We start from the raw sequence: 21,693 nt of genomic DNA, 5'->3' as shown, positions 1-21,693 counted from the left end.
CCTATGACCAAATATAGCCTACGCACCCGTATGATGAGCCTGATATTGGTTCCTGTTTTACTGGTCGGAACGCTGGTAAGTATATCATTTATCTCATACCGCTATTACGAGTTGAAGAAGCTGATAATCCTCAGCGGGATCAGTATTATTAAACCGTTGACCATCATCGGTGAAATTGGCATTAATCTTGACAACCGCAAGCAACTCAACTCATTGATAAATAGCTTACATTTCTGTAATTCTGAAATCGTTATGGTCATTGCCATTTTTGATAAAAAACATAAATTGTTTGAAATTTCCAATGATAAATATGATGTAAATCAGCTACACCTCAATCCAGATGCCCCTATCCCGACAAAGCTGACGATGGAAGAAGACAGTAACAGCATCATACTGAAAATGCCGATTATTGCGGGAACTACTGCTTCCCATAAATGGCGCAATACAGTCAACAATAATGAACCTATCGGATATATTGCCATTGATTTGGATTTACGGGCTACACAACTTCAGCAATACAAAGAAATTGCCATTTCTATCATTCTGCTACTCCTCTGCCTCGGGATAACAGCCCTGCTTGCCCGCATTCTGGTACGTAAAGTCACAGAGCCTCTGGATTGCATGGTAAAAGCCGTTAATCGCATCCGGCAAGGGCAATTGAACAGTAGAATAACCGGCGCCATGCCAGGGGAATTAGCTGCTCTTCAGAATGGTATCAATACTATGGCAGAATCGTTGTCTAAATATAAAAACGAGATGCAATTGCATATTGATCAAGCGACGTCTGATCTGCAAATTACAATGGAACAGTTAGAAATCCAAAATGTTGAACTGACTATCGCCAAAAAACGCGCACAAGAGGCAGTCAGAATCAAAACAGAATTTCTGGCCAATATGTCCCATGAATTACGTACCCCTCTTAATGGCGTCATTGGCTTTACCCGCCAGATGTTAAAAACCTCCATTACGCCACAGCAGATGGAATATCTGTATGTCATTGATCGCTCAGCCAATAACTTGCTAAAAATCATCAATGACATTCTGGATTTTTCACGGCTGGAATCCAATAAACTGGTATTGGATCAAGTACCTTTTTTGCTACGGAATACCGTCAATGAAGTTATTGAGCTGCTGACTCCTGCTGCCAGTGTGAAAAACCTTCCTCTGTATCACCATATTGATGAGAAGTTACCCAATATGATGATTGGCGATCCCATCCGATTACAACAAATACTGACCAATCTCATTGGTAATGCCATTAAATTTACAGACAAAGGCAGCGTAATGCTGGATATCAAATTACGCCAACAACAGCACCATCTTGTACAGATTGATTTTAGTGTTACCGATACAGGTATCGGTATCAAACCGGAATACCGTCCGATTTTGTTCCAGGCCTTCAACCAAGCGGATGCCAGTATTACCCGCCATTACGGAGGAACCGGTCTGGGGTTGAGCATCACCAAGCGATTGGTCAATGAAATGAAGGGAGAAATTGACTTCACCAGTGAAGTCACTAAAGGAACGATATTTTATTTTGATATCTGGCTGGAAAAAGAAGAATATTTATTCAAATCATTTCCGGAGACTCTGCCCATTTCTTCGATATCATCACGTTTACCCATGACAGTAATGGCCGTGGATGATAATCCTGCTAACCTGAAATTAATCGGCACATTGCTGAATGAATTAGTTGAAAATACCTTACTGTGCAGCAGCGGAATCGAAGCGCTGAAAATAGCGCAAAAACATTCGCTAGATCTGATTTTGATGGATATCCAGATGGCAAATATGGATGGTATCCAAACATCTGAGCAGATCCATTACTTACCTCAACATAAAGAAACACCCATTGTGGCTGTTACAGCCCTCCCCTGCCATAAGGCAAAAAATACACCGTTTATCGGCTGCCTTTCCAAACCGTTGGATGAAAACCGTTTAAAAACATTGCTTAACCAATACTGCCAGCAGAAAAAACCACAAGCTATCAATTGGGATATGGCTTTGAAACAAACCGTCGGAAAAGAGTCATTAGCACGGGAAATGTTGGAGATGCTGGTGCAATCACTGCCCGACATAAAAAGCATGATTGAACAGGCATTAACCATCAATGGAGAGGCGACCCGCAAACACTTTCAACATCATGTCCACCAATTGCACGGTAGCTGCTGCTATAACGGTGTTCCTAATCTGAAAGCAATTTGCGAATTCGTCGAAAAACAACTTCAAAAGGGCGTTGCTCTGGCCGATCTGGAGCCAGAATTGCTGGAATTCATAGACGAAATCAACCATGTAATAGCAGCCGCTCCTGATATACTCAGGGCTACCAGAGTACTCAGAACAACCGAATCCGTTACTTTGTGACCATAAACTTACGATATTCTTCATAAGCGTAATGGTCTGTCATGCCACTGATATAGTCCTGAATGAGACGCGCCCGATAATAAAATTCGATCATGTCTTTTTCGGCTTCGTCAGTGGCAACAATTCCCTCCACTGCCTCACTGTAAGCTAAACGATGCTTGCTCGAAAGTTTGTGCAGCAAGCGCGTTTCAATAAAGTATTTTTTGTGAAAATTATTCTGATTCAACTCCATGAAATCCTGTCGGGACAGTTCCAGCAAAGGGTTATACACATCCAGCAATCCGGTAATAATCCGGTATCCCTGTAATTCCAGCTCTTCCACTTCAGGATGATTGAAAACCCGTTTACGCGTGACATTTTTCAAGGTTTTCAATAAACGATGTTCATCTCCATTTCCGTCCAGCAAAGCGTGGTTAAACGTGCCGGCATAAATTTCCGGAAGGTGTTTAATAAACAGTTTGGCGGTATAAGGCACTAATTTCCCTGTGATAAATACCCGCAAATACATGAAAAATTGTTCGTGGACATTACGGCGGACTTCATTATTGGCTGTTTTTTTATAGGCTTGTGTCACTGTAGATTCGAACAAATCACCCTTTTTATGCCCGCCGTTTTCTCCCCACTCTTTTGTCAGATATTCCACCAATTGATCGACATTAAAAATGCCCTTTTCAACAGCATCATCCAAATCAGCAATACAATATGAGATATCATCTGCGGCTTCCATAATATATGTCAGCGGGAAACGACAGAAATCTCCCATTTGCAATTCTTTTCTCAATTCACGGATAAAACTCTCTTCTGACCAGTAATAGCCTTTTTTCTTCATCAGATAACTGAATTCAACCGGAGCTTCTTCCAGACGGTAGGCCGGGCACGTATATTTCAATACGCAGCCAATCTGGGCGTAAGTGAGATTCAAACGCAGCAGATTATGTGCCAGACGGATAGCTTGGGCATTGCCCTCAAACTGGCATAAATCTTTACGTAATTGCCGACGGAATAAATCTTTTTTTTCTTCCCCCGTCAGACACAATGCCATGACTTTACAAGTATCCTGCTGCTGCTCCGTTTTCGGTGAATAATCAGGAACCAATCGGCGGGAGAACCAATCTCTAATTGCTGCCTCACCAAAATGCCCAAATGGGGGGTTGCCGATATCGTGCATCAGACAAGCCATTTCCACCAGACTTTCAAAAGCAAGTAAGCGATCACTCAGCCCATATTTTTCCAATAAGTTTTGCTTTGCCAACTCCGCAATAATCGTTTTTGAAATATAGCGCCCTATTTGCTGCACTTCGAGCGAATGCGTCAACCGACTGCGTACAGCGGCATTGCGCTCCAGAGGGAATACCTGTGTTTTCTGCTGCAAACGCCGAATGGCAGCGGAGTTGATAATCCGTCCCCGATCACTTTCAAATTGGCGGGATACTTGTTCTTCATCATCGGGATGAATGGAAGATTTACTGAACTTACGTTGGTAATTCAACTTCTGCTTAAAATCAATCTTAGACATTAATCCCCCCATACCAAATGAAACAACTATTTAGAATTGGAATCTCTGGTAAATGGCTATTCAATGATACACTTCCCGATTAAATCAGCCTTTTAATAGCGAGTATGACACAATGAAAGTAGGTGTAATAGGTGCAATGGAACAAGAAGTGACTTTGCTGCGTGACCAGATCGAAGGTCTGCAAACATTGTCACGAGGTGGGTGTGAAATCTACACCGGTAAACTGAACGGCGTGGATATCGCTTTATTGAAATCCGGTATTGGTAAAGTCTCCGCGGCACTGGGAACCACTTTGTTGATTGAACATTGCCAGCCAGATATCGTGATTAACACAGGTTCAGCAGGTGGCCTTGATCCTAAATTAAAAGTGGGAAATATCGTTGTCTCCGAAGAAGTACGTTATCACGATGCAGATGTCACTGCCTTTGGTTATGAGCCCGGCCAAATGGCGCAATGCCCCCCTGCTTTTGTTGCTGACGAGAAATTGATCACCATGGCAGAAAAATGCATCCAATCCCTCAATCTGAACGCCGTTCGCGGCCTGGTTTGTAGCGGTGATGCCTTTATCAATGGTTCAGAACCATTGGCACGCATCCGGGCTACTTTCCCGAAAGTTGCTGCTGTTGAAATGGAAGCTGCGGCCATTGGTCATGTTTGCCATCAATATAAAATCCCCTTTGTTGTCGTTCGTGCTATTTCTGATGTTGCCGATCAAGAATCCCATATCAGTTTTGATGAGTTTTTGGTTGTCGCGGCGCGTGAATCCACACGGATGGTCAATGCCATGCTGACCGAACTCAGCAAACAATAAACCATTATTAAAAGTGGAGCATCGATAATGAAATCATTCTTGAAAAGAATCTCCCATCGGTACGCTTGGTTGGTATTCTCACTCTTTTTGTATGGCTTTTGGTGTAGTTTCAGTGCTCCTCTTTATGCGGCAGCTTCCCGTGTTATTAGTCTTGCACCATCAACGACAGAACTGGCATATGCTGCGGGGCTGGGCGATCAGATGATCGCAGTTAGTGCTTACTCGGATTATCCCGAAGCTGCTAAAAAGCTGGAGCAAATTGCTGATTGGCAAGGCCTGAATGTAGAACGAATCATCGCCCTGAAACCCGACCTGATTCTGGCATGGCGTGAGGGTAATCCCCAACGACCTCTGGAGCAACTCATTGCTTTGGGTATCCCGATTTTTTATTCTGATGTGAAAAAAGTCGAAGATGTTGCGGCAGAGCTGGAACAGCTTGCTGCCTATAGCCCACACCCCGAAATGGCTAAAAAATCAGCCGCAGATATTAGAAATAAATTCAATCAATTAAAACAAGATTATGCCAATCCTAATCCTACTTCCGTGTTCTTGCAGTTTGGCATGAATCCGATTTTTACTTCATCCAGCCACTCTATCCAAAGCGAACTTATCTCCGTATGTGGCGGGAAAAATATTTTTGCTGACAGCCCCGTTTCGTGGCCGCAGGTTAACCGTGAGCAAGTACTTACACGTAAACCAGAGGTGATTGTGATGGGCGGAACGGAAGAGCAAAAACAGAAAATTGCCGACTTTTGGCGGCCGCAAATGAACATCAACATTATCGCCCTGAATGATGACTGGTTCAGCCGTACGGGGCCAAGAATTATTCTGGCGGCAGAGCAACTTTGTCAGCAATTAAATTATCCTGAGCAAAAACACAACCGCTCAGGTGAGTAAAAGAATCCCCTCTCGGCGCCTGCCAAGGGGGGTCTGCCAACACATTATTTTATTTCAGTACGTTTTTGAGCACGCCGTACGTAATGATTCCGCAGATCAATCACCAAAATGCTGAACTGATACCCAGTAAATATCCATAATCTCATTCTTTTTCTCATAATTAACGAGTATTAATATTTTTAATTAATTAAAAAATAACTCTGTCATGTAGTGTAAATAAAATATTTTAACGTTCTACTACGGTTACTTTTTATTTGGATAAGTTTTTATTGGGATTAATTCAGGATATGAATAACACTTTTTATCAACGGGCTGAATTCTATGCATTAACAGCAGCCATGTTAAACGGTACGATCGGGGTGCTGACTCATTTCGGTCTAAACTCAGGGATCAGCCATCATCAGGTCGCTTTCTGGAAGTGCTTTATTGCTTTTCTGATACTGTTGGTATATTGCTTGTCAAGGCCTTCTGAGCGACAGACATTTTTTGCGTTACGGAATAAAAGTCTGCAATTTGCCATCCTCGCTTTCTTTGGGATTTTTTGCCTGTATTTTTTCGAAACCTGGGCATTTAAGGAAGCATCTGTTCCGTTAGTTTCTTTTCTGACTTATGCCGCAGGTGGCATTACTCTTATTCTTTCTTCACTGTTTTTGGGTGAAAAAATGGGCATCAACAAATGCCTGTCATTCGTGCTAATCCTCGTGGGGGTTTACTGCCTGTTTAATTTCGCGGAACAGATCTACAGCAGCTCTTTCGGTATCCTGCTCGCGCTTATGGGCGGATTGGGATATGCCCTATTTATCTTTCTTTCAAAGTTCATGAACATCGGCAGTGGTATTTCAGTTCTGGTCTGGTTATTTGGTTTCGGCACGATTTACCTTGCTGTGCCTGCGATGCTGGAAGGATTACAATTCCCTTCAGGTATTGCATTGCTGACCATTCTGGGGCTTGTGCTGCTACCATCAATTGGTGGTTTTTACTTTACGACCAAAGCGGTGGAAAAAGGAGAAGCGAGTAGCGTGCAAATTACTGAAACCAGCGAACCGCTGTTTTCGACACTGTTTGCATTCCTGTTCATCGGGGAAACGTTGGGATGGTGGGGAACACTGGGAGCGGTTTTCATTATGTCTGGCTTGCTGATCGGTATTATTAAAAAGTCCCGTCAGCCACAATTAATTTCATCATCACAATAAATGCCCAAAAACCTCTGACAAAATAGCCTCCCGAAAAGGAGGCCATTATTACTATTTATTAAACTACTATTTATTAAATTACTATTTATTAAAAAAATGACATTTTATTAAAATAAATAACGCTTTATTAAAAAATAACATTCCAATCAGATACTGAAAGAAGAGCCACAACCGCAAGTCGTTTTTGCATTCGGATTGGTAACGATAAAACGGGAGCCTTCCAACCCTTCCGTGTAATCCACACAACCGCCTACCAGATATTGCAGACTCATTGGATCAACGACTAACTCAACACCTTGTTTCTGAATCGTCAAATCACCTTCGTTCATTTGGTCATCGAAAGTGAAACCATACTGGAAGCCGCTACAACCACCGCCTGTAATATAGACCCGCAGGCGCAGGTTCGGGTTATCTTCATCAGCAACCAGCACTTTTACTTTATTGGCTGCGGCATCAGTAAACTGCAAAGGCAGTGCAGCATCATCGCTCATATTTTTACTCCAGTCCGGTTTTCCGGTAAAAATTCTCGGAAAGTCGTTTTATGCTTTCTGATTAGTTAGCCGCGATTATCCAATACCTGACCTATTCGTTCAAGTTTTGCCTCACGAATGCAACAACATCCCTCTCCTTCTCTCCATATCTTCCTCCATTTGATGATTTGGCTTCCCCATCGGGGTACTTTAGAATGGCATTCCCGTATCTATACCCAAAGTATATACCGTTATCTTTCAGGAGCTTTTATTAATGAGCCAGTCCGAAACACTTTACTCTCAGGCAAAACACGTGATCCCCGGCGGTGTCAATTCACCTGTACGTGCTTTTAACGGTGTTGGTGGCACACCTGTCTTTATCCAACGTGCTGATGGTGCCTATCTTTATGATGTTGATGGCAATGCTTATATCGATTATGTCGGTTCGTGGGGTCCAATGGTTCTCGGTCATAACCACCCTGCTATCCGCAATGCCGTTATTGAAGCCGCAGAGCGTGGCTTGAGTTTTGGCGCACCTACTGCCGCCGAAGTGGAAATGGCAAAACTGGTCACGGAACTGGTGCCGTCCATGGATATGGTGCGCATGGTGAACTCAGGTACAGAAGCCACCATGAGCGCCATTCGTCTGGCTCGCGGTTATACCCAACGTGACAAAATCATTAAATTCGAAGGCTGCTATCACGGTCATGCCGATTGTTTGTTGGTAAAAGCTGGTTCTGGTGCCCTGACTATCGGTCAACCAAACTCTCCGGGGGTTCCTGCTGATTTTGCTAAACACACTCTGACTTGTGTTTACAATGACCTGAACTCCGTTCGTGAAGCTTTCGAAAAATATCCAGAAGAAATTGCCTGTATTATCGTCGAACCTGTCGCAGGTAATATGAACTGCATTCCACCACAACCAGAATTCCTGCCCGGTCTGCGTAAATTATGTGATGAATTTGGTGCCCTGCTGATCATTGACGAAGTAATGACCGGTTTTCGTGTCGCACTGGGTGGCGCACAAGAGTATTACGATGTTCAACCCGACCTAACGTCTCTTGGCAAAATCATCGGCGGCGGTATGCCGGTAGGCGCGTTCGGTGGCCGTCTGGAAATCATGGAAAAACTGGCACCAACAGGCCCTGTCTATCAGGCTGGAACCCTTTCCGGTAACCCTATCGCTATGGCTGCTGGTCTGGCTTGCCTAAAAGAAGTCTCGCAAGTGGGTGTTCATCAGCGCTTGAGCGAACTGACTGATAAACTGGCTGCGGGTTTAAAAGATGCAGCATCAGAAGCTGGTATTCCTCTGGTTGTTAACCATGTTGGTGGTATGTTCGGTATTTTCTTTACCGATGCGGAAAATGTTACCTGCTATCAGGATGTCATGAAGTGCGATGTAGAACGCTTCAAGCAATTCTTTCACTTAATGCTGGATGAAGGCATCTATCTGGCACCTTCTGCGTTTGAAGCAGGATTTATGTCCATCGCCCACTCAGATGAAGATATCCAGCGCACTGTTGATGCAGCAGCACGTTGTTTTGCAAAACTGAAATAAAATATTTCGTTTTCTCAGACGTCACAATCTTGTGGCGTCTGCGTGAATATTCATATCAAGACGCGCATCGCCTGAGGCGTAATCATTATGCGTAAAGAACTTTTTGACTATTTATGGGAACAACACTGAATTATGGGAACAATACCGAAGAACTCTCGCTAGCAACTCTTACGTATGCTAGAACTGAGACCAAATTTGATTGATACACTATGTTTAACCAAGTACCTTAGATAAGATTGATAAAAATCATCTTATCTACTGAATGCCATGAAATTAGCTTATCTCGCTGTAAATGAGAATTGAGAATTTTTGATTTATTTTGTTTCTGAAAGAGAGAAGATAATGTCATTTTGTTAACTGGAGCAAGTGGGCGTATAGGACAAACTTTTTTTCTAGCCATGCAGGAGCATTATATTTTTACTCTTGTGGATCAAAAACAGCCCAATTACCCCGTGCAAGCTCCACACCGTTTTATCCGTGCCGATTTATCTGATCCTTCTGTCGCCAGACAGTTAGTAGTTGATGTAGAAAACATTATTCATCTCGCCGGAATTCCCCATGCAGATGCTGAGTTTGAGAATTTATTGCCGGCCAATATCTTAACAACGACTTACCTTCTTCAGGCAGCATCCCAATATCAATGCCGCCGTTTTGTTTTTGCCAGCAGCGCACAAACGGTTGAAGGATATCCAGTTGATAAGCAAATACCTGATGGTATCGCAGTGTCTCCTGCAAATGTATATGGTGTCACAAAATGTTATGGCGAAGCTCTTTGTTCATACTTTGCAACTCAGAAAAACCTCTCTTCCGTTGCACTTCGTATAGGAGCATTTCAATTTAAAGAGGATTACGCACTGAAAAATGCCCGTGACTTAAGCGCTTGGCTAAGCCCTGAGGATGCTGTTCACTTAATTACGTGTGCTATTGAAGTGGAAGATATCACTTTCTTTATTGCTCACGGAATTTCTAACAATCGGTTTAAGCGTCTCGACCTGACTCAGACCAGAAAAGTATTGGGATATTCGCCCAAAGATGATGCATTTCAGACATTTAACTTACAACTATTAAATAGGTAATACACCTGACAGTATGACAATTTATTAAGCTCCCCGTCCATTTTTGCATTTTTGGTTGGGGAGCCACATTTTATTACTGACCAAACATTTCCCGCAGCCAGCCGGGAGCTTCTTTTTTATTCTCCTCTATGGGCTGTTGTACTGACTGTTGGCACAAGCCTTGTGGATCATCAGTCCAAACCGGTAATACCCTAATACCGCCGCCCTCACAGTTGAAACTGCCGTCTTCATTGACTGACATATCCACAATACCTTCCGGTGGACGGTTATTCAGCATCAATGGTGTTTCATTTTCCAGATAACGACGATAAATCGTCAGTGCTCCCGTCGCTCCGGTCAAATTAGTTGGGCCATTGTTATCACGTCCAGTCCAGACAACCGCCACTTCCTTGCCATCAATGCCTGTAAACCAACTGTCGCGAAGATCATTGGTCGTTCCGGTTTTACCCGCCAGATTATATTTGCCATATTTGCCGCTCAACGAGCGCCCTGTCCCCCTCTCCACAACCTGCTGCATACCGTATAGTGTCAGATAAGCAGCCTGTGGCGGCACAACTTGCTCTGCCTGTGGGTAGCTCTGGTAAACCACCGTGCCATCTTCGGTAATAATAGAGCGCAACGCTGAGAGTTTTGCTCGATTACCGCCGCTGGCAATAGTCTGGAATTCCTGTGCCATTTCCATTGGAGTCAGGCTAATTGCTCCTAACAGCATAGAAGGAATCTTTTGGATCTCTTTCTCAGGAATACCCAGTGAAACTAAGGTATTGGAAATACGATCTAACCCAATATCCATCCCCAAATTTACTGTCGGAATATTCATTGAACGTGCTAACGCATCGATCAACATGACACGCCCACTGAAAGTGCGACTAAAGTTCCTTGGCTCCCAGGGTTTTCCTCCCGCCTGAGGAATAGAGATAGGTTCATCCGCCAGCCATGTATTAAAACGATATTTATCCGGCAAACTCAATGCCGTCAGATAAGTGGCAGGTTTAGCCAAGGAACCAATCAAACGACGGGCATTCAATGCCCGGTTAAATCCGGCATATTGTGGTTGGGAACCACCAACCATCGCACGAACTTCACCACTGAAACGGTCAACAACAACCATTGCCCCTTCCAGATCATTAACCTTGCGTGTCTTTCTCAGAGCAATAACCCCCTCTTCAACGGATTTTTCCGCAGCATCCTGAGCAACAGGATCGAGGGTAGTAAAGATCTTCACGCCTGACAGATCATTGATTTTATCGCCCAGCTTTTCCTGCAATTCCTGACGCACTAATTGCATAAAAGCAGGTTGCGGTGTAATCGATTCATTTTTCGGTTTTACACCCAATGGGCGGGCACTGAGCAAATCATACAATTCCTGATCGATGACTTTTCGGTTCTGGAGGATTTTCAAAACAATATTACGTCGCTCCAGCGCAATTTTAGGGTTGCGCCATGGGTTATACAACGAGGCTCCCTTGACCATTCCCACCAGCAACGCTTGCTGATCCAAGCTCAGCTCATCAACCGGACGCCCGAAATAGTACAAACTCGCCAGCGGGAAGCCATGGATCTGCTCATCACCACTTTGCCCCAGAAAAACTTCGTTCAAATACAATTCCAGAATGCGATCTTTGCTATAGCGTGCATCCATCAGCACCGCCATATATGCTTCATTCGCTTTGCGACTCAAAGTACGTTCATTGGAGAGAAACAGGTTTCTAACTAATTGCTGTGTCAGAGTACTTCCCCCCTGAACCGTACGTCCTGCCATCAGGTTAGCCAAGAAAGCACGGGCAATGGAAAGCGGCCTGACCCCATCATGTTCATAAAAATAGCGATCTTCTGTTTCCAGTAAAGTCTTCACCAGTAAATCGGGAAAGCCCGAATACGGCACAAACAGACGCTGTTCACCGTTCGGTGACTGCATCATGGTGATCAATTTTGGATCAAGGCGGAAAAAACCAAATTGACGATGGTTTTCCATATTTTCAATACTGGAAAGATGGCTATTATCAAAAGTCAGCCGTGCCTGAATTTGCTCTTCTTTACCGTCAGGGAAATCAAATGGGCGGCGTAGTATCTCAATATTATTACCCCTGACCACGAATTCACCTGCCCGGGTGATTTTGGTCACTTTCCGATACTGCATACCTTCCAGCAAACGAACCATTTCGTTCTTACTGTAATCCATACCCGGTTCAAGGCTGACCACCCGACCATACACCGCAGCCGGTAAATCCCAGACCTTGCCGTCGATACGATGGCGAATCTTGTTATCCAAGTAAAAACCATAAATAACAATGAGTACTGCCAGTACAATAAAAATTTTCAACAGCAGCCACAAAAACCTGTGCCCACCGCCTTTAGATTGGCGAACCTTAGACTTGCGGGATTTTTTCCCTTTATCAGTCATGACTTCATCCTCATCGTCGTCAAAATCATCATTTTCATAATCATCATAATCATCCCGCCGATTGCGTTTTTTAGATGTTCGCCCACGACGAAGCCCTGATTTTTTACCCTTGCGTCCGATTGGCTGACGATCATCATCAGACATACCGAATTCTCCAAATATTTATTAAATACAGACACATAAATTCATAAGTGCATAATTTTACAAGCACATGATTTTACAAGTACACGATTTCAAATAATTACATATGTTTTTTCACACGCCTCGTCGGTGCTGTGTTAGCAGGATCATCTGGCCATAAATGTTTGGGGTAACGCCCTTTCATCTCTTTTTGCACCTCACGATAAGTTCCTTGCCAAAATGCAGCGAGATTTTGCGTGATTTGTAATGGTCGATGGGCAGGAGATAACAACTCAATGACAAGCGGAATTCGTCCTTTCGCCAATATAGGGTTTTGTTGCTCTCCGTACATTTCCTGCATTCTAACTGACAGCACAGGAGGCTTATCGCTGAAATATTGGATCTTGATCCTGCTGCCAGTTGGCACAGTGTAATTAGTAGGCAACTCATTATCCAGTATTTGCCGTTGCTGCCAATCAAGTAAACCAATCAAACAAGATGACAGCTCAATCTGGCGCAAACCCTTCAAATCATCAACATCTACCAACGCCGGCTGCAACCACTGTTCAAGGGAATTCAACAACGCTTCATCATCAACCGCAGGCCACTCCACTTCTGCCAGCCATTCTGTTGCCCTTTGCAAGCGAATACGCAGCTGCAATGCTTCCTGTGACCAATTTAACGCCGATAAACCTTCCTGCCTGACCCAGTTCAGCAAAGCTTCCTGTAATTCAGATTTCGAAGGTTTTGCCAATGGCTGTGCTTTGACGATTAATCGCCCACATTGCAAACGCTTCCACGCCCGCAACGAACCCTTGTTATCATCCCATTCTACGGCTGTATGTTCAGTAAACAGAAAAGAATGTTGCTTTATGGTTTGTTCAATATCCAACGGGCAGGCAAGCAGAATGCGGGCATCAGGATGACTATTACCCTGCTGTCGTGAGAGAAAATGTAGTGAGGGAATAACTAACCAAGCTTCTCCCGAAAGTGGTTCTTCACGTTCCAACGCTCCCCCCAAACCATTGGCTAACTGGAAACGCCCAAGATTATCACGGTTTTTGGCAATCCGATCTGGGAATCCCTGTACCAATAGTTCAGGCACAAGATCCAGTCTGATGTTTTCTGAATTGTTCTCAAAACGTTGTTTCTTACTTTTATCTGCTTGGCTATCTGCAACAAATTTATCGGCAAGATTCCTGACCAGCTGATCGGTTCGTAGCTGCCAATGACGCTGTTTCGTCGTCATCCAATAAAGAAGATCAGGTTGCCCACGATGCGGGGGTTCTTCCAGAATAGCAACCAATTTCGCTGCCGTTACCAATGCTGCACGGCTTCGTTCCTTCTCCTCACGCTCTTTACCCGAACATAATATCGCCGCCAAACGCGGCTCACTGCCAGATTCCGCCATTTGCCAGCCACGGGAAGTCAGTTGCTGATTACCATCCAATGCCCCCAGCCGCAATAACAGAGATTCCGCGACAGTCAATGCAGGCTTTGGTGGATTATCCAACCAACGAAGTTGGGTGCTGTCACGACATCCCCACTGCAATAAAGAAAGCAACAAGTTACTTAAATCTGAATGCAGAATCTCTGGTTCACTGTGTTCTCTGGCTCTTTCTGCTTGATCCTGACTAAATAAGTGCCAACAAACACCTGCCTCCAATCGTCCAGCCCGCCCTGCTCGCTGAACCATTGATGCCTGACTGATACGCTGAGTAATCAAGCGTGTCAGTCCACTCTTCGGTTCAAATCGGCTGGTGCGCTCCAGTCCACAGTCTACAACCAAACGGATACCTTCAATCGTCAAACTGGTTTCTGCAATATTGGTAGCCAACACAACCTTACGCATCCCTTCTGGGGCTGGCATTATTGCCTTGCGTTGATCTGATAACGACAATGCACCATACAACGGACACAGCAGCGTATCGTCATTGACCTTGCCTTCCAATTGCGACAATACCCGTTGAATTTCACCAACACCGGGCAGAAACAGTAATAACGACCCCATTTCCTGCTGCAATAACCGCAATACCGCCGATGTCACTGCTTGCTCAAAAGTTTGATGAGGGGAAAGTGGATGATATAACCTCATTACCGGATAGCTACGTCCTTCTGACACAATCACTGGTGCATCTGGTAATAATGAGGAGAGGCGCTGATTATCCAATGTTGCAGACATCACCAAGATACGCAGATCATCGCGCAACCCTTCCTGCACATCCAGTAACAATGCCAATGCAAGATCAGCCTGTAAACTGCGCTCATGGAATTCATCAAGGATCACGAGAGAGACATCACTTAATTCCGGATCTTGTTGAAGCATTCGTGTTAATATCCCTTCGGTCACGACTTCAAGATGTGTAGACGCACTGACTTTAGCCTCCGAACGTATCCGGTAACCAACGGTCACACCAACAGGTTCATTGAGTTGCTCGGCCAGGCGCTCAGCCACACTACGCGCAGCAATTCGCCGCGGTTCCAGCATAATGATGCGCCCCGCAAACTGTGCATGATGCAAAATAGCCAATGGCAATCCAGTTGATTTTCCTGCCCCTGTTGGCGCATGCAGTAATACTTGCTTCGACGTTTGCAATTCAGCGATCACTGATTCCGCAACGTCATAAATTGGTAATGACAAAGGATCACCATAATGAATTAACTTTCAATGGATGCCATTGTAGCATTAGCGCTTTTGATTTCATTTGATCGAATTTCAGGTCATTGATTCCGTCAACTATGGAATATTTTCGATCACTGAAAACCTGCTCTCACTGGTTATGAAGGAAAGTTTATGGAATTTTCACCTCCCCTGAAGCCCGCTACCTTAATCCGCCGCTATAAGCGCTTTCTTGCGGATGTCCTCACGCCAGAAGGAGAAACACTCACTATACACTGTGCCAACACTGGTGCCATGACAGGATGTGCCACGCCAGGAGATACCGTGTGGTATTCCACATCAGATAATCCCAAACGCAAATACCCGAATAGCTGGGAATTGACACAAACCCAAGATGGTCACTGGATCTGTGTCAATACACTCAGAGCAAATGATCTGGCCTATCAAGCTATTGAGAAAAATATTATTTCGGAATTATCTGGGTATGAGCACATTAGTCGTGAAATTGGCTATGGAAAAGAGAAAAGCCGTATAGATTTATTGTTACAGTCAAAACAAAAAGTTAATTGCTATATTGAAGTTAAATCAGTGACATTATTACAGGAGAAATATGGCTATTTTCCTGATGCAGTCACAATTCGGGGGCAAAAACATTTACGTGAGCTATCATTGATAGCACAACAAGGCCAGCGTGCTGTCTTGTTATTTGCTGTTTTACATTCTGGGATCAGTCAGGTTGCAGCAGCAAAACATATTGACCATGATTATGCTTTTCTTTTGGAACAAGCATGTAAATCAGGAGTCGAAGTAATTTGTTATAAGGCCTGCATGACAGAAAGCAGAATGGTTCTGAGTGACAAATTACCTTTTGTATCAATGGGATAATTTGTAAACAGGTCTTGCTGGTGAGGGGTTTTCTGCAATATATTTAGACAGTAAACATGCCTGTCTTCACACCATTGCAAAACTAATGGCAGGAACAATTGCCAACCTCGCAGTCATCTGCTATTTATAGCGGCTTATTTTTTTCCCCCTATTATTAGGGGATCGTGTGATAGTGCGTGTGTAAGGAGAAGCATTATGCAAGAAGGGCAAAAACGCAAAACCTCGTCCTTGAGCATTCTCGCCATCGCTGGGGTAGAGCCTTATCAGGAAAAGCCAGGCGAAGAATACATGAACGATGCCCAATTAGAGCATTTCAAGCTGATTCTGGAAGCATGGCGCAATCAACTCAGGGATGAAGTAGACCGTACTGTATCTCATATGCAAGATGAGGCAGCAAACTTCCCTGATCCAGTTGACCGTGCGGCGCAAGAAGAAGAGTTCAGTCTTGAATTACGTAATCGGGATCGTGAGCGTAAGTTGATCAAAAAGATCGAAAAAACGCTGAAAAAAGTCGAAGATGAGGACTTTGGTTATTGTGAATCCTGTGGGGTTGAGATCGGCATCCGCCGTTTAGAAGCTCGCCCAACAGCCGATTTATGTATTGACTGTAAGACCTTGGCCGAAATTCGCGAAAAGCAAATGGCTGGCTAACGAAGAGGGTTAAGTACGGCGTTGTATTACACGCCGTACGTCCCTATATTGAACTTGTTATGACTCAACCTGAACATTCCTCGCTATATATTGGGCGCTTCGCCCCATCCCCTTCTGGTGATCTCCATTTTGGTTCTCTAGTGACTGCACTGGGCAGTTATCTGCAAGCTCGTGCCTGCCACGGAAAATGGCTGATGCGTATTGATGACATTGACCCACCGCGGGAAGTTGTCGGTGCAGCCGACCGAATATTGAAAACCCTTGAACATTACGGGCTTTATTGGGATGACGAGGTACTCTATCAATCCCAGCGCCATGACGCTTACCGCACTATCCTCAATCAATTAAAACAGCAAGGAGATAGCTATTACTGTATCTGCACCCGCCAACGCATTCAACAACTAGGCGGATTCTATAATGGTCATTGCCAGTATTTACATCTTCCTGATCATAACGCCGCAATTCGCCTGAAACAGCATCATCCTGTTTATGGTTTTTACGATAAATTGCAAGGGCACATCACTGTATCCACTGAAATGGCTGAGGAAGATTTCATTATTTATCGCAAAGACGGTTTATTCGCCTATAATCTTGTCGTTGTTATTGATGATAACTACCAAGGCGTCACTGAAATTGTCAGAGGAACTGATCTCATTGAGCCGACGGTTCGTCAGCTATCGCTTTATCAGCACCTGAATTTCACTACGCCAGATTATGTGCATTTACCGCTCGTACTCAATAAAGAAGGAAATAAACTTTCTAAACAAAATCATGCCCAACCGATCCCATTAGATGATCCAAGGCCATTGATTATTGATGCGTTATCATTTTTAAATCAACCTACCATTGCAGGCTGGCAGGATCTCACTACAGAGCAATTGCTACAGCAAGCTATCGTCGGTTGGAACATACACGCGGTTCCGCCAAAAAAGAGCCAATAGAACAAGCTAAATAAAGTCTTTCTATTAGCAATGTAAACATTCTCAAAAAATGTTCATTAAGTTATGATTGGCGGCTGTTTTTTTGTTTTTTATTTTAATTGATTAGTCACTATCGAGGTGTACCATTTTCTTTAACCGAGTAGCAACTTTCTGCCGTAATTTGCTAAACCGTGATAACAGGGCAAAACACGACACACAGGCAGTCAGTGAAAGGCCAGTCACCATATCTGACCATTCTGCTCAAACAGAGGGCAGTTCTCTGCATAAACGCCGCAGAAGGAATCATTCATCTTCATCACATGCCAAAAATGACAACATGAAGAAAAAATCCGCAAAGGCAGAACCTTCAGACTCTCCGATCACGGTGATCCCACGAGAACAGCACTCAATTTCACGAAAAGACATTAGTAATAATGCTCTCAAGGTTCTATATCGCCTGAATAAATCAGGGTTTGAAGCTTATCTGGTAGGTGGCGGCGTTCGTGATTTACTGCTGCACAAAAACCCCAAAGATTTTGATATAGCAACTAACGCCACCCCTGAGCAAATTCGTCATTTGTTCCGTAACTGTCGTCTTGTCGGGCGTCGCTTTCGCCTTGCCCATATCATGTTCGGGCCTGATGTGATTGAGGTTGCCACCTTCCGCGGGCCACATGATCAAATTGAAAGCAATGACCGAAATCAGTCACATAAAGCTCAAAGCGGCATGTTGCTGCGTGATAACATTTTCGGTTCAGTGGAAGAAGACGCTATACGTCGTGATTTCACGATCAATAGCCTCTATTACGGCATTGAAGATTTATCCGTGCGGGATTATGTTGGCGGAATGGCAGATTTGAACGCAGGTATCATTCGTTTAATTGGTGATCCAGAAACCCGTTATCGGGAAGATCCTGTGCGTATGCTACGTGCTGTCCGCTTTGCCAGCAAACTGGGCATGACCATCGAACCAGCTACTGCTGAACCGATCCCACGTCTTGCATTTTTGTTAAAAGATATTCCATCAGCGCGCTTGTTCGAAGAATCCTTGAAACTGTTACAGACAGGGCAAGGTTATAAAACTTATAAACTGCTGCGCGAATATCATCTGTTCCAGCCATTGTTCCCTATTATTCAACGTGGCCTCACCCAGAATGGTGATTCACCGATGGAAAAATTGCTGGTACAAGTGTTGAAAAATACTGATTCTCGTTTGCAAAACGACAAGAGAGTTAATCCCGCTTTCTTATTTGCAGCCATGCTGTGGTATCCACTGCTTGAACATGCGGAAAAACTGGCTCAAGAAGGTGGGTTGCCGTATAACCAAGCCTTTTCGTTGGCAACAGATGATATTCTTGATGAACAGTACCGCTCTATTGCGATTCCGAAACGCCATACCACAACCATGCGCGATATCTGGTCGCTTCAGCTTCGCCTGCCACATCGTCAAGGAAAACGGGCGAATAAACTGATGGAACATCCAAAATTCCGGGCTGCGTATGATTTATTAGAATTGCGTGCCGGTGTTGAGCCACGCCATGAACTGAAAGAGTTAGTGCAGTGGTGGACTGAGTTCCAACAATCAACATCATCTCAGCAACGTGGAATGATATCAAAACTAGGCAACAGACCAATTCGGCGCAGAATGCGTCACCGTCGTGGACCTACTGGCCAAAACAGGAATGACGATTAATATGACTCGAGTCTATATCGCCATTGGCAGTAATCTGGCCGACCCTTTGCAGCAAGTCGATAGCGCACTTGCTGCTCTGAAAAAGCTCCCTGATACTACTTTTGTTGTTCGATCATCTTTTTATCGGACTAAACCAATGGGGCCACAGGATCAGCCAGATTACCTCAACCTTGCCGTCGCACTGGAAACCCAATTATCAGCAGAAATATTGCTTGATTACACGCAATCGATCGAACTGGAGCAAGGACGTGTCCGCAAAGGTGAACGCTGGGGTCCCAGAACGATCGATTTAGATATCATGCTGTTTGGCAACCAAATCATCACTACTGAGCGTCTGACCATTCCTCACTATGGGCTAAAACAGCGTGAATTTATGCTTTATCCACTTGCAGAAATTGCACCGAATCTTGTATTCCCCGACGGAGAGACATTAGTCGAACGATTGAAACAAGTTCCAGAAAATAGCCTGACGCTTTGGTTATAACACTGATAGTCGGTTTTATCGTTGTAACACAGCAATTTTATGAAGGAAAAGCAATCCAACATCTCATACAGCCATAGCCTATTTCTGGATAATTGGAGCCCATCCTATTGGATATTTTGAGATCACCCCTATTTTGAAATCACCCAATGGACAGTCTCTATTCCTGATTAAATTTCAAATTGCAGGCAACAAAACAGCCATTCGAAAAATAAAGGGTATAACTATTCAGGAGATAAGATAATAATGCAATCAACAACTCTGGCTGACTTGCGTCAGTTAAAGAAAGAAAAACGTAAGTTCGCTACTATCACGGCTTACGATGCCAGTTTCGCCCGCCTTTTTGCCGAACAAGGCATCAATGTCATGCTAATTGGCGATTCACTTGGTATGACTGTGCAGGGATTCGATTCAACTTTACCTGTCACAATGGAAGATATTGTTTACCATACTCGTTGCGTTCGCACAGGCGCCCCTGATTCTTTCTTAATCGCAGATATGCCATTCATGAGTTATGCCACACCAGAGCAAGCTTGTGAGAATGCAGCCAAATTGATGCGTGCTGGTGCCAATATGGTCAAAATTGAAGGTGGAAGCTGGCTCTGTGATACAGTGAAAATGTTGACCGAACGCGCTGTTCCTGTCTGTATCCATTTAGGCTTGATGCCACAATCCGTCAATATCCTTGGGGGCTATAAAGTTCAGGGACGTGATGAATCATCAGCAAATCAATTAATTACCGATTCTATCGCACTAAAAGATGCAGGTATGCAAATACTGTTGCTAGAGTGCATACCTTCCGAACTAGCACGCCAAATTACCGAAGAACTCACCACAATTCCAGTGATTGGCATTGGTGCTGGTAATAGTACTGATGCCCAGATTCTGGTTATGCACGATGCCTTAGGCATCACCGCAAGACCACCTAAATTTGCCAAAGACTTCCTCAAAGAAACTGGCAATATCAGGGATGCCGTCCGCCTGTACATTGAACAGGTAGAAAGTGGAGCCTATCCCGACCAAGAACATTCATTCAAATGATTATCTCCAGCATGACTGCTAATTAAAGGAGTACAGCAATGCTGATTATAGAAACGATCCCAATTTTACGCAGGGAAATCCGCCGTTGGCGTCAAGAGGGTAAGCGTATTGCTTTTGTCCCCACAATGGGCAATCTGCATGATGGACATATGGCGTTGGTTGATACCGCCAAAGCACAGGCCGATGTCGTTATCGTCAGCATCTTCGTCAATCCGATGCAATTTGACCGAGAAGACGATCTGGTCAATTATCCCCGCACATTGCAGGAAGATTGTGAAAAGCTGAGCAAGCGCGGTGTCGAGCTGGTATTCGCCCCTAATGCTAACGAAATGTACCCAGATGGCTTAAACGGCAACCAAACTTTTGTCGAAGTGCCGGAACTCTCCCATATACTTGAGGGTACCAGCCGCCCGGGGCATTTCCGTGGTGTCACTACCATTGTCAGCAAATTGTTTAACCTGACCCAACCGGATCTGGTTTATTTCGGCGAAAAAGATTTCCAGCAATTAAAAATCATCCGCCAAATGATTACAGATATGGCTTACGATATTACATTGGTTTCTGTGCCTATCGTCCGTGATAAAAATGGATTGGCATTGAGTTCACGTAATAATCTTCTATCCGTTGAAGAGAAAAAAATTGCACCTTTTCTGAATAAGGTTATGCAAGGCATAGCTGAAAGGCTGAAAAATGGCGAACAGGATATTAAGCTGCTAATTGAACTGGCATCTGCTCATTTGCGTGAAGAAGGTTTTATACCGGATGAGTTATTTATCCGTGATGCAGAAAACCTGATGCCATTAACAGAACAAAGTAAAAAAGCCGTGATCCTAATGGCAGCATGGTTAGGAAAAACACGACTCATTGATAATCAGCAAGTTGATTTGGCTGACTGATTTTAATTGAGGGATATGTGTATTACTGGAAAAATAATAATACATATATCCCTAAGCGATATTTATAATAACTCTCATATTAATTCCACTATCCTAT

17 protein-coding genes are annotated in these 21,693 nt (G+C 44.1%); 13 read left to right on the top strand and 4 right to left on the bottom strand.

Annotated features, from left to right (window positions below):
• Nucleotides 1–3 precede the first annotated feature (3 nt).
• Nucleotides 4–2,364 (top strand): ATP-binding protein, encoded by a 2,361-nt coding sequence (locus tag Xvie_RS06580; RefSeq protein ID WP_086108543.1) that lies wholly within the window; start codon nt 4–6, stop codon nt 2,362–2,364.
• Here the strand turns inward: Xvie_RS06580 and dgt are convergent.
• Nucleotides 2,354–3,880: a dGTPase gene (dgt, locus tag Xvie_RS06575; protein ID WP_086108542.1), complete on the bottom strand. Its 1,527-nt coding sequence runs from the start codon at nt 3,878–3,880 to the stop codon at nt 2,354–2,356. The genes Xvie_RS06580 and dgt overlap by 11 nt on opposite strands.
• A gap of 112 nt (nt 3,881–3,992) precedes the next feature.
• Here dgt and mtnN point away from each other — a divergent pair, with 112 nt between their 5' ends.
• The 3 genes from mtnN to Xvie_RS06560 all read left to right on the top strand — a co-directional run bounded on the left by mtnN (nt 3,993) and on the right by Xvie_RS06560 (nt 6,781).
• Entirely contained in the window at nt 3,993–4,691 is a 699-nt protein-coding gene (mtnN, locus tag Xvie_RS06570; RefSeq protein ID WP_086108541.1) for a 5'-methylthioadenosine/S-adenosylhomocysteine nucleosidase, read from the top strand.
• A gap of 27 nt (nt 4,692–4,718) precedes the next feature.
• Nucleotides 4,719–5,588, top strand: a complete 870-nt coding sequence (gene btuF / locus Xvie_RS06565) for a vitamin B12 ABC transporter substrate-binding protein BtuF (RefSeq protein WP_086108540.1) — start codon at nt 4,719–4,721, stop codon at nt 5,586–5,588.
• A gap of 287 nt (nt 5,589–5,875) precedes the next feature.
• Nucleotides 5,876–6,781 (top strand): DMT family transporter, encoded by a 906-nt coding sequence (locus Xvie_RS06560; protein ID WP_086108539.1) that lies wholly within the window; start codon nt 5,876–5,878, stop codon nt 6,779–6,781.
• Between the two features lie 146 nt (nt 6,782–6,927).
• Here the strand turns inward: Xvie_RS06560 and erpA are convergent, their stop codons facing one another.
• Entirely contained in the window at nt 6,928–7,272 is a 345-nt protein-coding gene (gene erpA / locus Xvie_RS06555) for an iron-sulfur cluster insertion protein ErpA (protein ID WP_086108538.1), read from the bottom strand.
• A gap of 253 nt (nt 7,273–7,525) precedes the next feature.
• Between erpA and hemL the strand changes: the two genes are divergently transcribed.
• Both hemL and Xvie_RS06545 read left to right on the top strand, forming a co-directional pair.
• The gene (hemL, locus tag Xvie_RS06550; protein WP_086108537.1) at nt 7,526–8,809 is read left to right on the top strand and encodes a glutamate-1-semialdehyde 2,1-aminomutase; all 1,284 of its coding nucleotides are present in this window, start codon (nt 7,526–7,528) and stop codon (nt 8,807–8,809) included.
• Between the two features lie 350 nt (nt 8,810–9,159).
• A complete protein-coding gene (locus tag Xvie_RS06545; RefSeq protein ID WP_086108536.1) occupies nt 9,160–9,885 on the top strand; it encodes an NAD-dependent epimerase/dehydratase family protein in 726 nt (241 codons plus the stop codon).
• A 73-nt stretch (nt 9,886–9,958) separates the two neighbouring features.
• On the opposite strand, the gene mrcB is transcribed toward Xvie_RS06545, so the two are convergent.
• A complete protein-coding gene (gene mrcB, locus Xvie_RS06540) occupies nt 9,959–12,433 on the bottom strand; it encodes a bifunctional glycosyl transferase/transpeptidase (protein WP_086108535.1) in 2,475 nt (824 codons plus the stop codon).
• Nucleotides 12,434–12,530: 97 nt separating this feature from the next.
• Nucleotides 12,531–15,050, bottom strand: coding sequence for an ATP-dependent helicase HrpB (hrpB, locus tag Xvie_RS06535; RefSeq protein ID WP_208612529.1), 2,520 nt, complete (start codon nt 15,048–15,050; stop codon nt 12,531–12,533).
• 153 nt (nt 15,051–15,203) lie between these two features.
• On the opposite strand from hrpB, the gene sfsA reads away from it, so the two are divergent.
• The 7 genes from sfsA (at nt 15,204) to panC (ending at nt 21,596) form a co-directional block, all read left to right on the top strand.
• Entirely contained in the window at nt 15,204–15,914 is a 711-nt protein-coding gene (sfsA, locus tag Xvie_RS06530; RefSeq protein WP_086108533.1) for a DNA/RNA nuclease SfsA, read from the top strand.
• Between the two features lie 195 nt (nt 15,915–16,109).
• A complete protein-coding gene (dksA, locus tag Xvie_RS06525) occupies nt 16,110–16,565 on the top strand; it encodes an RNA polymerase-binding protein DksA (protein WP_086108532.1) in 456 nt (151 codons plus the stop codon).
• A gap of 59 nt (nt 16,566–16,624) precedes the next feature.
• Nucleotides 16,625–17,506, top strand: a complete 882-nt coding sequence (gene gluQRS / locus Xvie_RS06520; RefSeq protein WP_086108531.1) for a tRNA glutamyl-Q(34) synthetase GluQRS — start codon at nt 16,625–16,627, stop codon at nt 17,504–17,506.
• Between the two features lie 316 nt (nt 17,507–17,822).
• Nucleotides 17,823–19,178 carry a polynucleotide adenylyltransferase PcnB gene (gene pcnB, locus Xvie_RS06515; protein ID WP_208612527.1) on the top strand — a complete coding sequence of 452 codons (1,356 nt, stop codon included), beginning with the start codon at nt 17,823–17,825 and terminating at the stop codon, nt 19,176–19,178.
• Between the two features lies 1 nt (nt 19,179).
• Complete coding sequence (folK, locus tag Xvie_RS06510; RefSeq protein WP_086108529.1) at nt 19,180–19,662, top strand: 2-amino-4-hydroxy-6-hydroxymethyldihydropteridine diphosphokinase; 483 nt, start codon at nt 19,180–19,182, stop codon at nt 19,660–19,662.
• 243 nt (nt 19,663–19,905) lie between these two features.
• Complete coding sequence (gene panB / locus Xvie_RS06505; protein WP_086108528.1) at nt 19,906–20,700, top strand: 3-methyl-2-oxobutanoate hydroxymethyltransferase; 795 nt, start codon at nt 19,906–19,908, stop codon at nt 20,698–20,700.
• 38 nt (nt 20,701–20,738) lie between these two features.
• Nucleotides 20,739–21,596: a pantoate--beta-alanine ligase gene (panC, locus tag Xvie_RS06500; RefSeq protein WP_086108527.1), complete on the top strand. Its 858-nt coding sequence runs from the start codon at nt 20,739–20,741 to the stop codon at nt 21,594–21,596.
• Nucleotides 21,597–21,693: the final 97 nt, after the last annotated feature.

Source organism: Xenorhabdus vietnamensis, assembly GCF_002127535.1.
Lineage (GTDB): Bacteria > Pseudomonadota > Gammaproteobacteria > Enterobacterales > Enterobacteriaceae > Xenorhabdus > Xenorhabdus vietnamensis.
Note: the sequence above shows the minus strand (reverse complement) of the source record. Positions and strands in the feature narration are given on the sequence as shown.

Coding starts and splice junctions, on each gene's coding strand:
- Xvie_RS06580 (WP_086108543.1), top strand. CDS start 4: ATGACCAAATATAGCCTACGCACCCGTATGATGAGCCTGATATTGGTT.
- dgt (WP_086108542.1), bottom strand. CDS start 3,880: ATGTCTAAGATTGATTTTAAGCAGAAGTTGAATTACCAACGTAAGTTC.
- mtnN (WP_086108541.1), top strand. CDS start 3,993: ATGAAAGTAGGTGTAATAGGTGCAATGGAACAAGAAGTGACTTTGCTG.
- btuF (WP_086108540.1), top strand. CDS start 4,719: ATGAAATCATTCTTGAAAAGAATCTCCCATCGGTACGCTTGGTTGGTA.
- Xvie_RS06560 (WP_086108539.1), top strand. CDS start 5,876: ATGAATAACACTTTTTATCAACGGGCTGAATTCTATGCATTAACAGCA.
- erpA (WP_086108538.1), bottom strand. CDS start 7,272: ATGAGCGATGATGCTGCACTGCCTTTGCAGTTTACTGATGCCGCAGCC.
- hemL (WP_086108537.1), top strand. CDS start 7,526: ATGAGCCAGTCCGAAACACTTTACTCTCAGGCAAAACACGTGATCCCC.
- mrcB (WP_086108535.1), bottom strand. CDS start 12,433: ATGTCTGATGATGATCGTCAGCCAATCGGACGCAAGGGTAAAAAATCA.
- sfsA (WP_086108533.1), top strand. CDS start 15,204: ATGGAATTTTCACCTCCCCTGAAGCCCGCTACCTTAATCCGCCGCTAT.
- dksA (WP_086108532.1), top strand. CDS start 16,110: ATGCAAGAAGGGCAAAAACGCAAAACCTCGTCCTTGAGCATTCTCGCC.
- gluQRS (WP_086108531.1), top strand. CDS start 16,625: ATGACTCAACCTGAACATTCCTCGCTATATATTGGGCGCTTCGCCCCA.
- pcnB (WP_208612527.1), top strand. CDS start 17,823: ATGAAGAAAAAATCCGCAAAGGCAGAACCTTCAGACTCTCCGATCACG.
- folK (WP_086108529.1), top strand. CDS start 19,180: ATGACTCGAGTCTATATCGCCATTGGCAGTAATCTGGCCGACCCTTTG.
- panB (WP_086108528.1), top strand. CDS start 19,906: ATGCAATCAACAACTCTGGCTGACTTGCGTCAGTTAAAGAAAGAAAAA.
- panC (WP_086108527.1), top strand. CDS start 20,739: ATGCTGATTATAGAAACGATCCCAATTTTACGCAGGGAAATCCGCCGT.